13 protein-coding genes are annotated in these 12,530 nt (G+C 44.8%); 4 read left to right on the top strand and 9 right to left on the bottom strand.

Annotation, left to right across the window (positions count from 1 at the left end; translation table 11 throughout):
• Positions 1-57: 57 nt before the first annotated feature.
• Both KDW99_RS07600 and KDW99_RS07595 read right to left on the bottom strand, forming a co-directional pair.
• Positions 58-480, bottom strand: a complete 423-nt coding sequence (locus tag KDW99_RS07600; protein WP_255828699.1) for a gamma-glutamylcyclotransferase family protein — start codon at positions 478-480, stop codon at positions 58-60.
• A gap of 73 nt (positions 481-553) precedes the next feature.
• Entirely contained in the window at positions 554-1,444 is an 891-nt protein-coding gene (locus KDW99_RS07595) for a LysR substrate-binding domain-containing protein (protein ID WP_255828698.1), read from the bottom strand.
• 81 nt (positions 1,445-1,525) lie between these two features.
• On the opposite strand from KDW99_RS07595, the gene KDW99_RS07590 reads away from it, so the two are divergent.
• Positions 1,526-2,215 (top strand): LysE family translocator, encoded by a 690-nt coding sequence (locus tag KDW99_RS07590; RefSeq protein WP_255828697.1) that lies wholly within the window; start codon positions 1,526-1,528, stop codon positions 2,213-2,215.
• 86 nt (positions 2,216-2,301) lie between these two features.
• On the opposite strand, the gene KDW99_RS07585 is transcribed toward KDW99_RS07590, so the two are convergent.
• A complete protein-coding gene (locus KDW99_RS07585; protein WP_370646885.1) occupies positions 2,302-3,507 on the bottom strand; it encodes an MFS transporter in 1,206 nt (401 codons plus the stop codon).
• Positions 3,508-3,634: 127 nt separating this feature from the next.
• On the opposite strand from KDW99_RS07585, the gene KDW99_RS07580 reads away from it, so the two are divergent.
• From KDW99_RS07580 to KDW99_RS07570, 3 genes are all read left to right on the top strand, one after another.
• A complete protein-coding gene (locus KDW99_RS07580; protein WP_255828695.1) occupies positions 3,635-4,621 on the top strand; it encodes an AraC family transcriptional regulator in 987 nt (328 codons plus the stop codon).
• Positions 4,622-4,736: 115 nt separating this feature from the next.
• Positions 4,737-5,801 carry an FAD:protein FMN transferase gene (locus KDW99_RS07575; RefSeq protein ID WP_255828694.1) on the top strand — a complete coding sequence of 355 codons (1,065 nt, stop codon included), beginning with the start codon at positions 4,737-4,739 and terminating at the stop codon, positions 5,799-5,801.
• Between the two features lie 112 nt (positions 5,802-5,913).
• A complete protein-coding gene (locus KDW99_RS07570) occupies positions 5,914-6,495 on the top strand; it encodes a hypothetical protein (RefSeq protein WP_255828693.1) in 582 nt (193 codons plus the stop codon).
• Between the two features lie 188 nt (positions 6,496-6,683).
• On the opposite strand, the gene KDW99_RS07565 is transcribed toward KDW99_RS07570, so the two are convergent.
• The 6 genes from KDW99_RS07565 to uxaC all read right to left on the bottom strand — a co-directional run bounded on the left by KDW99_RS07565 (position 6,684) and on the right by uxaC (position 12,530).
• Entirely contained in the window at positions 6,684-7,004 is a 321-nt protein-coding gene (locus tag KDW99_RS07565; RefSeq protein WP_255828692.1) for a hypothetical protein, read from the bottom strand.
• 61 nt (positions 7,005-7,065) lie between these two features.
• On the bottom strand, positions 7,066-7,755 hold the full coding sequence (locus tag KDW99_RS07560; protein WP_255828691.1) for a helix-turn-helix transcriptional regulator: 690 nt from the start codon (positions 7,753-7,755) through the stop codon (positions 7,066-7,068).
• A gap of 144 nt (positions 7,756-7,899) precedes the next feature.
• Positions 7,900-8,247: a DUF3024 domain-containing protein gene (locus tag KDW99_RS07555; RefSeq protein ID WP_255828690.1), complete on the bottom strand. Its 348-nt coding sequence runs from the start codon at positions 8,245-8,247 to the stop codon at positions 7,900-7,902.
• A 189-nt stretch (positions 8,248-8,436) separates the two neighbouring features.
• The gene (gene uxuA, locus KDW99_RS07550; RefSeq protein ID WP_255828689.1) at positions 8,437-9,612 is read right to left on the bottom strand and encodes a mannonate dehydratase; all 1,176 of its coding nucleotides are present in this window, start codon (positions 9,610-9,612) and stop codon (positions 8,437-8,439) included.
• A gap of 1 nt (position 9,613) precedes the next feature.
• The gene (locus KDW99_RS07545) at positions 9,614-11,107 is read right to left on the bottom strand and encodes a mannitol dehydrogenase family protein (RefSeq protein ID WP_255828688.1); all 1,494 of its coding nucleotides are present in this window, start codon (positions 11,105-11,107) and stop codon (positions 9,614-9,616) included.
• A 16-nt stretch (positions 11,108-11,123) separates the two neighbouring features.
• A complete protein-coding gene (gene uxaC / locus KDW99_RS07540) occupies positions 11,124-12,530 on the bottom strand; it encodes a glucuronate isomerase (protein ID WP_255828687.1) in 1,407 nt (468 codons plus the stop codon).

Raw genomic sequence — 12,530 nt, 5'->3', positions numbered from 1 at the left:
TAGATTAGAGCACGCTTTATGTATAGACCACTTTACCCAAAAAGTCTTATAACCGCTTCAATCCGACATGCGGCTACGATACAGAGCCGCATGTTCAAGCAAATATTCTCCGGCTAGCTCTTGCATAACTTTCGCGCCATTTAACATTTCTGGCGGCTTGCCATAGACTAAGACGTTTATTTCATCACCTGATTCAAGACAAACCACAGAGATACTCACTTTACGATAACCGTCTGTCGCCGTGATTCTTTCCAGTGTATCCATTTGCGCCAAGATGTCGTCTGACACATCAAACACTTGCCCTTTCACCGGGCTCCCTTTGCCTGCTTGCAATATTAGCCAAGGCGAAAATCGCTCACCAACTAGGTATAACGGATAACCCTGTTTGGTTTCAAAATCGCCTCGATAACGAACGCCTTTATTTGTTTTGAAGTTAGGAAAGCCTTCTTTCAATGTTCCAAATACAAAAATCTTGTGCACGCAGAATACTCCTTATAAAACGACAGTCATCGATACTCTGTCGATAAAATATACATCAAGGCTTAGATTCGCTCTAGCGAGTAACTTGCTCTAGCAACCAATTAGAAAATGCCGCGATTCTGGGATCTGAGTTTAGTTCGTCAAGGGTTAATAAAGCGTAATCACACCCTGTCGGCTGCATGCCTAATGGCGCAATAAGACGCTGTATTTTTAGATCATCAGAAACCAAAGGCGCAGAGCCGATAGCGATGCCGAGTTGATCTTGCGCCGCCTGTAAGGTGTAAAAGAAATGATCAAAGTGTTGCTCATTGTTTGGAATCATTTTCTCCATACCATAAGCACTTTTCCATTCATCCCAAGCATTTGGCCGAGTCCGACTATGTAACCAGCTGGCTTTATTTAAGTCTTGCTGCACACTTTCCCAATAGGCTTTAGAACAAACAGGGCCTGCCAATTCAGAACAGAGCCTTGTAACTTGATAATCAGCCTTAACTTTGAAATCCATGCGGCGAATAGCGATATCACAATTCTCCGACAGCAAATCAATCGAACCACCCGCCATCCTTAAGTCGATATTTAGGCCAGGACACAGCTCTCTAAACGCACCTAGTCGTGGCATTAGCCAGCGCATTGCCAGACTGGGCTCACAAGATACGGTCAAGAATGGCGACGCACTATTATGCCGATGAATTTCTTCCACGGTATGACTGAGTGCATCTAGGCTTTCCGACGTTGTTTTTAACAATCGCTGCCCTGCGGTGGTGAGATAAACCCGACGATTACGACGCACAAATAACTCAACGCCTATGCGCTCTTCTATTTGCGCTACCGCTCGACTAATTGCTCCGTGGGTTAAATGAAGTTCCTGTGCCGCGCGAGAGAAGCTTTGATGTCTTGCTGCCGCTTCGAACGCTGTCAAAGCCCCCAAAGGAGGCAGTCGCCTTTTTGCGTGATTATTACTCACAATATTCACCAGTAATTATCGATTTTATTTAATCCTAGACCAAATCATACTCTTATTTTTCACAGATAAGAGCACCATACCATGTTAAACATCGATCAATTTGAGTTGTATTCTGTTGCTGTCATCACCCTATTGGCCGTCATAAGCCCAGGGCCAGATTTTGCCATGGTGTCAAAAACCTCATTACTAAAAGGACGACAAGAGGGAATTTTATGCGCGTTCGGAATAAGTGCCGCTATTAGCGTACATTTGGCTTATACGCTCTTAGGGCTGGGTGTGGTCTTTGCCAACAATATATGGGTTATAAATACGCTGCGTTACCTTGGCGCCATGTACCTTATTTGGCTAGGCATTTCTGCCCTATGGCCCGATATAAAAGCAATCGTTTTTGACTCACAATCTAGAAAGACATCAGAACTATCAAAAAATAAAGTCTCACTTCAAAACAAAGTAACTAGACACAACTCTGCATTTTGGTCTGGTTTTGCCTGTAACGCACTCAACCCAAAAACCATGTTGTTCATCGTATCCTTGTTTAGCCAAGTTATTTCTGCTGATACCTCTTTATTGATGGAGCTTGGCTATGGCGCTTATATCGCTTTAGCGCATTTTCTCTGGTTTGCACTGGTCGCATGCTTACTCACGTCAGCAAGCATCCAACAAAAAGTAATGATTTTTAAGATATGGATCGAACGGGTGACAGGTTTACTAATGGCATCACTCGGATTGCGGCTATTAATAGACTTACCTTTAAACACTAATACCCAATGAATAAAAAAGCACCCTGACTATTAACAATATAATCAGGGTGCTTTAATCATTAGCCTAATGATTTTTATAGATAGACGATGTTTAAATCAAATGTTTTTTGCGACTGGCGAGGGCTTAGTTCTCAAGCCGATTGAGACAAACAAGGAAGCCGCCAGAAGTATCAAAGCAGCGATACTAAAGACACCCAACGCACCACTTGTATCAAACACTAATCCGCCCGCGGCAGCACCGGTTGCAATCCCAACCTGAATAGCCGCAACTAAAAGCCCACCACCGCTTTCGGCTTCGTCCGGCACACTACGTGTAATCCAAGTTGACCAACCAACAGGCACGCCACCAAACGCCATCCCCCAAATCGCTACCAATACAGCGGTTGGAGCGATAGCGCCCTGAATGCTAACCATCCCTATTCCAGCTAAGCCAATGATCAATGGTGCAAGGGTTAAAGTAAGACGCAGAGATCGCGCAATTAACGCACCGGCTAGGTGAGTCCCAATGAAGTTCGCCACGCCAAAGCCCAACAAAATGCCAGAAATACCCGCCGTAGCCACACCTGTTACGTTTTCAAGGAAGGGTCGTACGTATGTGAATAAAGCGAAATGTCCCGTAAAAATCAGCACCAACATTATTAGGCCAAACTTCATTCGAGGTCGATTCATCACTGCTATCAATGTACCCAATGTCGCTCGCCCACGTGGAGGCATTTTCGGTAAGGTCGCAAGCTGGACGAAAAGAACCAGAACACCTAGTAAAGCAACAAGCCAAAAGACATTACGCCAGCCAATAGTACCACCGAGGTAACTGCCAAGCGGTGCCGCAAAAATCGTCGCCGCCGACACCCCACTAAACATAATAGCCAGCGCACGAGGAATGTCTTTATCGGGAACCAAGCGCATGACAACAGCGGCCGCCATAGTCCAGAAACCACCAAGCGCGATACCAAGTAATACCCGACCAGCCAGCAGCAAGAAGAAGTTCGGAGCAAGCGCAACCAAAGCGCTTGAGATAATTAATAACACAGAGAAGCCCAGCAATACGTATCGACGATCTATTCTGCGGGTCACGGTAGCCGTTAAAAGGCTGGCAACAACCGCCAAAATAGCAGTAGCCGAAACCGCTTGGCCAGCCATGCCTTCGGTAATGGAAAGGTCTGACGCCATCGGAGTAAGAAGGCTAGCAGGCAAAAACTCTGCCGTGACCAACCCAAAAACCCCTAACGTCATGGCTATCACAGCCCACCAGGCAGGTGTTTCTTTTGTCTGCATGGATGGTTCATTTACGGTATTCGTCATTGAAAATCCTCTAGATATAAATGTTTGTACATTGCCTATCGAACAATATGCAAAGAAGAATAATATGGACAGGCCAGACGATATATACCAATATATCTTAAATTCATACCATTTCGTCCGGAGCATTATGCAACCTTCTTTACCCACTAGCCAATTCAATGAAAGCCGACACGACATGGTGAACGAGCTTCTGTCCGGTGTTCGTCTTAAAGGCCTTGAATATCGGCGTGTCGAAATTTCAGCGCCATTTGGCCTGAAATATGGTGAAGGAGCCGATACAAAATTGGCGTACTTTCATTTTATTGGCCAAGGTTCAGTATTACTTCGAACCAAGAGTGGTGCAGTACACAAACTTGCCTGTGGTGATGCTGTATTGCTGCCTTGTGCTGGAGCGCACGATATTTATAGCGAAGACGGCGTGCCATTAGTCAGTATCGATGCCTTTGAAAAAGTATCACTGTGTGATGCCTCCTCTGAAATCCGTGCTTGTGATACCGAAATCTGTAGATCAAAAGACAACTATATTTTCAGTTGTGCGATGGAGTTCAACTTAGGCTGGCTTCATCCACTAGCCCATTTGAAGCCCGAAGTCATGCATATTGAAACCGTGCCCGATTACGACCCTCAAATCCCGGCTATTCTAGATGTCATGACCAAAGAACTAAAGGCCAAACGACCTGGATATAGCGTCATTTTAACAAGGCTTGCCGATGTCGTGGCCGCTGCGATTTTACGTCGTTGGGTAGAAGTTGGATGCGATGTGTGTGGCTGGGTTGAAGCCATGCGCGACCCCAAATTGGCACAGGTTTTATCCGCCCTACACCATGACCCAGGTCGACAATGGTCGGTAGCAGATATGGCTTCCGAAATGGGCGTTTCACGGTCTGTCTTTGCTGAGCGCTTTACCGAATTAACCCACTCCACACCACAGCAATACCTAGGCAATCTGCGCATGCGACTCGCAAGCCAATGGATCAGCCAAGACAACCTGAATCTTGACGAAATCGCAGATCGCCTTGGCTATAGCTCAACAGCATCTTTTAGTAGGGCCTTCAAACGAATGACAGGCATCTCCCCCGGTGCGGTTAGAAATGGCCTTCTTCCAGAGCTTTGAAAACAAAAGTAGAACAACAAAATGCACATAAGTGTGGATGATAAGCTGGTTAATAGAGTTGATCATAATCCACTGGTAAACTTACTGAATTTACTTTTCATAAGGCTTAAATCACATGTCTACTTCGATAAAATCTGGTTTTAACGTAACCAAGGTTGCAGGCTTTAGTACTATTCTAATGACAACGTTTTTAGTGGGTTGCAGTGAGCCACCAAAACTGGAAACGGTTGAAGGTTATGCCCAAGGCACAACTTACCAAATCAGTTTTTGGTCTGAAGACGCCGTTCCTGTCACAGAGGTTCAAACCGCATTTAACGATACCCTTGCTCAAATAGACAAAGAGCTTTCTACCTATCGTCCAGATTCTTTTATTTCCAAATTTAACCGCAGCCCTTCTGTGGCTTGGCAACCCGTCTCTCAGGATTTTGTAGAGCTTGTTCAAATCGCCCAAGACATACACGCCAAATCAGAAGGTTGTTACGATCCAACTATAGGGCCTTTGTTCGATTTATGGGGCTTTAAAACCGACAAACTTCACGTACCAACACCAGAGGAATTAACCGCCCTAAAATCTGAACTTGGGATAGAAAAGATAGAAGTCGACGAAGAAAATATGCGCGTACGCAAAACTCGCCCTTTTTTGCAGCTTGATTTTTCTTCTATGGGCGAAGGCTACACCATTGGCAAGTTAAGTCATGAATTAGAATCCAAAGGCTACGATAATTACATGGTGCAATTTGGTGGCGATATGAAAATCAAAGGACACAAGCCAAATGGCGACAAATGGCGAGTCGCAATCCAAAGCCCTATTCCTTCTGCTGACGGCGCACCAAAAGTCTATAAAGTCATCACAGTGAAAAACGAAGAAGGCGTCACGCTTGATACGTCAGGCACTTATAACCGTCACTTCGACGATAATGGCGTGGAGTATTCGCACATAATCAACCCAAGCACAGGCAAGCCAATCACTCATGACCTTGTTTCGGCGTCGGTATTCGGTACTGATCCTAGAATAAGCGATGCATGGGCAACCACCATGTTGTGCCTTGGTCCAGTTGAAGGTGCAAAAATCGCCAAAGAGGAAAACTTAGACGTTTTCTTTATCGAAAGAAAGAACGACAAGTTGGTGAACTCCAGTAGTGCCGCTTTGCTAAAAACAGACAAAGTAAAATTTGATTAAAAAGCGAGCCGCTGTAATGCTTGTTACTACTGCTCGCCTTATGCGAGACTATTTTAATCCCATTTAGAACTAACAAGATCGTAAGGAAAAAAACGCTATGGAAAAGCTTGTATTGTTAAGCCTAGTTTCGGCACTAATGGCTGGCTGCGTAGGTAATGAAAGCTATACTAAAATTGGAAATTATTTCAAAGGCAGCGATAAAAACCCTGTTACAGAAATCGAGGATACCGAGAGCGAAGGTACCGATACAGAAAACAATGCTGACGACACCGAAAAAGTATATAACGCCACCGTGACGACCAGTGACCTTGAAGGCTCTTGGAGAAAACCATGCGGGCATGTAGAAGGTGAAGCGCACTATGATATCGTGATCGTATCCTTCAGTCGTAGTGAATTCACCACAGATATCAAAAACTACATTGATGCTGGCTGCACTAGCCCCTTACCAGGGGCCCCGAACCCTACATCACTTAGCAAATTTACATTGGGGAACGGCGTTATCCTGAGTGATGGCACAATCGTCACCGAATTCGATAGTCGCACTATGCGATATGATGGCGCCCACTTCTACCCTGAAGAACACAGTATCGTTTATATCAAGAACGACACTCTCTACACTGGAGCCGACGATCAAGATACGTTACAGAGACCAACCAGACTCGACTATAACCGTCCTTTCCATAAAATAAACTAGCGTACAGATAGCCATTCTGGTTACTTGCCATTCATTAACTCGTGAATACTTGGGTAAAACAAAAAGACCAAGTGAGATTTTTCATCACTTGGTCTTTTTAATCCATTATTTTGATTAACGCTGTAAACTCTATTTTAGGACTATCTGTTACAGCCTCTTAACTTCTATTTTCATCTGCGCCAAAATAACTAATTAACCCTTGTCCAAAAGGTCATATTGACTGATTCTTTATCAAGATGTTCTAAATATTGTAGCGCCACTTTGTTGCTCAGCCACTGCTGGCAATACTCCTCCGCTTTTTCTTGCGAACTGGCAATTGCCACATCGGCATAGATGCCATCGGCTCCACGTACCAAAAAATGAAGAATGAGCTCCTCTTGCTGACTAAGAAATTCGGCTTCTACTTGATGTGATAGCTCTACTAATCTGGTTTCTGTTACGCCTTCTTTAAGCCTAAAGGTCGCAAACTCCATACCGCCAATATTATCAATGTTGTTATTATTTATCATGTCAGTGCCTCAGTTATGGGTTAAGCACCCACTCTAAGGCTTCACTACTGACAGCATTGTGTCAGTCAATTTTCGCACTTTTAAATTCAATGTATGCAGACAAAGAAACATCTTCTGGCAAAGCACTCGCATGTTCACAATGATTTAATTTAGTTATGCGGTCCAATCTAAAATCTCTGTAGTCACCACGCAGCTGGCACCAACCGCCTAATGTCCATCGCCCCCCCCAGTAAAATAACCCTAAAGGAAATACAACTCTCGATGTCGCGATTTCTGAAAGTGAGTTATAACCAATATTCAGCCAGCACCCTGATTCTATCGCTGAATGAATATCCCCCCATACCTTATAGACTTCAGATTCTCTGTGCCTTAAAGGCATCCTAATCACTCGATCTTCACTAGAAATCATCTTTGATTTTTTAGGCAATGCTGCCTCAATTTTTGACAATAAAGAATGTGCTGAAGCTGCAAATTTCTTTCCAGTCAAAGACGCCGTGAAACTCACGCCAGCAATCAACGCCTCCAGTTCACTCGGCGTCAATTGTAAGGGGGGTAGCTCGAACCCCTCTAGCAAACGATACCCAACACCAGGCTCGCCATAAACGGGTATTCCAGATAAAGACAAATCATCCACATAGCGATAGATAGTTCTTTCTGACACCATCAACTTTTCGGCTAACTGCTTCGCTGTAATTGGTTGATGCTTACGCAGAATATTCGTTAACTGAAACAGCCTGTCTGATTTTCGCACATTACTCCCCTTTCCAACCGGCACAATGTCTATCAAGAGGGACTAGCCAGTTTCAAACTCTGTCAATAAACGTATAAGCAATGCTGAAACCCGCTAGATAATCGGTGATATTACTAACCTGTGTTGATACGTGATTAGACATTTTCACCCGAAGAAGCAAGCGTGTTCATCCTCGCTTACCATTTGCAAAAAAACCTCTATTCTACTGACTTCGTGGTTTACATCGTATCTGTGCCATTTCAGATCTTGGCGCATCCAAAACACCTTCCAATAACCTTTCGTTTTTACAAACGTAGCTTTAGCAACCGGCGTTTCAATTTTTAAATCCGCTATCTTCCAATGCGGTCGAATTTCAAATAACTCTACGCTTTGTCCAGATATACGGTATCCAATATCTAATTGATGTCTAATGTGGGCAGGAGGACGATGCTTAGCAAGATACTTCTCTAGCTCAGATTCGGTACGTTTTATCTCAAATTCACTGATAGCCATATTTTTTCAGCTCCAATTTACCAATAACACACTGTTAAATGGTGTAACTACTCTCAGTAAAAGGTCTACGACATAAACGCTTATCTATTGATACTAAAGTTCTTTTTCATTTTTCACCAGAAAAAAATGCCTTCTGTCCCATGTCGGTACAGAAGGCATTTTTGCATTTAAGTTTGGTAATTTGCTAGCTTACAACGTACTTTTAAGGCCCAACTCTAAACCACGAACTTCCGCCAAGCCTTTCATTCGGCCTAGTTTCGAGTAACCCGGTTTCGAGTTTTTATCTAGGTCATTCAGGATTTGATGACCGTGGTCTGGTCGCATTGGGATCAGGCTCGGTGCGTTGTTGTCGTTACGCTTTTTCTCTTCAACAAGCAATGCGCGAACTACGCCAACCATGTCTACATCACCACCAAGGTGGGACGCTTCATGAAAGCTGCCTGCCACTTCTTCACGTTTGGTGGATCTTAAATGTGTGAAGAAGATATTGGAACCAAAACGTTGCACCATGTCGACCAAGTCGTTGTCTGCACGCACACCGTAAGAACCAGTACAAAGAGTAATACCGTTCACAGGACTTGGCACTGCACCAAGCAACCATTCGATGTCGTCTTTGACAGAGACAACGCGTGGTAAACCAAGAATTGGACGTGGTGGATCATCTGGGTGAATCGCTAGTCGCAAACCGCCCTGCTCTGCTGCTGGTACAATTTCTTCTAAGAACAACTTCAGGTGTTCACGAAGTGTGTCTTTGTCGATGCCAGCGTATTCGTCTAATTTAGAACGGAACTGCTCAATCGTGTAGCTCTCTTCTGAGCCAGGAAGACCGGCAATGATGTTCGCTACCAAGCGGTTTTTATCGTCTTCTTTTAAGTTTTCCATGAAAACTTTCGCTTGCGCTTTTTCTTCATCACTGTAGTCAGATTCTGCACCTTTGCGCTCTAGAATATAGAGTTCAAATGCAGCAAACGCCGTTTGATCAAAACGCAATGCACGAGAACCATCTGGAAGTTCATAATCCAAATCCGTACGCGTCCAATCCAATACTGGCATGAAGTTGTAGCACACCGTATCGATACCACATTCCGCTAAGTTCAGAAGGGTTTGCTTGTAGTTTTGAATGTACTCTTGATAATTACCAGTACGCTTTTTGATGTCTTCGTGCACTGGCACACTTTCAACCACAGACCAGCGCAGTGAATGCGATTCGATCATGGCTTTACGTGCTTTAATCACTTCTACTGGCCAAACGTCGCCATTAGGGATTTCATGCAACGCGGTCACAACCCCCGTCGCGCCTGTTTGACGAATGTCCGTCAACGTCGTTTCATCATTTGGTCCAAACCAACGCCAAGTATGTTCCATTCTATCCTCCGAAATTCGCTGTGTTGTTATTTAATAGTCTGCTATTGAATGACAAACATTCCGCAACACCGCTTGAAATAATTGTTTGATATGCGCTCAGCACAGCATTAGAAAAAATCTCGCTTTGGCTGATTTCTGTTGAAAAAATATCGTTGAGTTTTAGGGCTTCGCTAACCAAGCTTTCTGGGTCAGAACAACGAGCATGGAGTTCGCTTAGTGTTTGCGCCATTGGGTCATCAACCTTGTGCTGATTACCTTCTAGATCAGCACCGCGAACATAAAATAGCCATGCCGCTACACCTAACGCTGTCGCATTAAGGTCGTCCTGTTTCGCCCCTTTCGCTAAACGTTCTTCCGCGCCATTTAACCAGCGCTGAGGAATTTTCTGTGAGCCATCCATCGCAATTTGTGACAACTGATGCTGCAGACTGTCATTAGCAAAGCGGCTCACCAGACTTTCAATGTAGGTTTGCACTTGCACTTCTTCAGGCAAGTCCAACGTTGGCGAAGCTTCACAGCTCATATAGTGACGAATCAAGTTAGCGAATTTTTCATCCGCAACGGCTTGTGCCACGGTTTTATGCTTAGCGGCTAAGCCAACATACGCCAACAAAGAATGACTGCCGTTTAATAAACGAAGTTTCATGGTTTCAAATGGATGAACGTCTTCCACCATTTGTACACCATCGTTTTCCCAATCTGGACGACCTTGTGGGAAGTTGTCTTCTACTACCCATTGGCTAAAGGCTTCACACATCACGGCATTTTGATCGTCGCATTGCAGCTCTTTCTGTAAACGTTCACGAGAATCATCCGACATGGCTGGTACGATTCTGTCGACCATAGAGCTAGGAAAAGCCACATTATCTTGAATCCATTGCGCCAGTTCAGCCGAACGCAGAGCGGCTAGATCACAAACCACTTGGCGAGTTAAACGACCATTCTCTGGCATGTTGTCACATGACAAGATAGTGAATGGTTCTAAACCAGATTCTTTTCGGCGGTACAAGGCTTCAACCAAGATTCCCGGTGCGGTTTTTGGCGCGGTTGGGTTCTGTATATCGTGCTGAATACTTGGATCATCTTGGCGCAGTGTTTTATCCGCTGGTGCCAAGTAATAGCCTTTTTCAGTGACAGTTAAGGTCACGATCTTGGTTTTTGGCGAAACGAGCTTGGCAAACAACGGCTCTTTATCAGTACCAGCAAATAGTGCATCACGAATCGCGTTGATCTCGCGCAACTCGACGTTCTGGCTGTCTTGGTATTCGGCAATATGATAGCGGCAACCATTGTCTTTCAGCTCATCGACCAATTGGCTATTCGAGCGAATATTTACCGCACAAATCCCCCAATCGCCACCTTGATGTCGATTAAGGTTTTTCTCTATATAAACCGCTTGATGTGCACGATGAAAGGCGCCCAAGCCGATGTGAATAATGCCAACATCCACCTTGTCAGGTGCGTATAAGGTCTTTGTTGTTTTTATGGTAATCATATGATTCCTTGTCTATTTAGAAGCCGAAGTATTTTTTAGCATTTTCTGAACAAATATCTTCCACCATTTTACCCAATAACACCATGTCAGCTGGCGCTTCACCGCGCTCAACCCATCCACCAATCATCTCGCACAATAGGCGACGGAAATATTCATGTCGAGTATAAGACAAGAAGCTACGGGAGTCGGTCAGCATGCCGACAAACTGGCTAAGCAAGCCCATTTGCGCCACACTCGTAAGTTGACGCTGCATACCATCTAGTTGGTCGTTAAACCACCAGCCTGAGCCGAATTGCACCTTACCAGCTACGCCGCCACCTTGGAAATTGCCCGCCATCGTCGCTAACATTTCGTTATGAATTGGATTTAAGCAATACAAAATGGTTTTAGGCAGTTCATCAGTTTGGTCTAACGCATCTAAGAACCCCGACAATGGCTCGGCAAACGCACCATCGTCCATGGAATCAAAACCAGAATCGCCGCCAATCAGCTTAAACATTCGAGATGAGTTATTGCGGCGGGCACCAATGTGCAGCTGCATGACCCAACCTCTTTTCGCGTATTGCTTGCCTAGCCAAACTTGCACAGCGCTGGAGAATTGCGCGATTTCAAGCTCGGTTAACGGCTGTTCATTAATGCGTTTGGACAGAATGGCATCCAGCTCTACTTCGCTTGGCTCGTTGGCGAAGCGCATGATTTCAATCCCGTGATCAGCACTGCGGCAGCCATGAGCATCAAATACTTCAAGACGTTGCGCTAAGGCATCAATCAAATCACTAAAGCGTGCAATGTTGATGTCTGCCGCTTTGCCTAGCTTGTTTAGATAATCTTTGAAGCCAACATGATCGACTTTAAAGGCACGATCAGGACGCCAGCTTGGTGTGACCGCAATATCAAAACTACTGTCATTGGCAATGAATTTATGATGCTCTAGGTTGTCCGCAGGATCATCTGTAGTGCCGACCATTTTCACGTTCATTTGCTGCATGATGCCGCGCGCTGAAAACTCAGGTTGCTGCAGCATGTCATTGCATTGGTCCCAAATAGCATCGGCCGTTTTCGGTGAAAACAACACATCAGTGACACCAAAAGGACGACGCAATTCTAAGTGCGTCCAGTGATAAATTGGGTTGCCAATACACTGAGGTACGGTTTTCGACCAAGCTTGGTATTTCTCTTTAAAGCTAGCGTCACCAGTAATTAAGCGTTCTTCAATGCCTGCGGCACGCATCGCTCGCCACTTGTAATGATCGCCTTCTAGCCAGATTTCACCAAGGTCACTAAAACGTCGATTTTCGGCGATTTCTTGAGGGCTCAAATGGCAATGGTAGTCGTAGATTGGTTGCTCGGCCGCATACTCGTGGTAAAGGCGCTTAGCGGTTTCTGTGGTCAGCAAAAAATCTTCTGTCATAAAGTTTTTCAT

The sequence above is a fragment of the Marinomonas rhizomae genome (assembly GCF_024397855.1).
In the GTDB taxonomy this organism is placed as follows: Bacteria; Pseudomonadota; Gammaproteobacteria; order Pseudomonadales; family Marinomonadaceae; genus Marinomonas; species Marinomonas rhizomae_A.
This window is presented reverse-complemented; position numbering and strand designations above follow the sequence as displayed.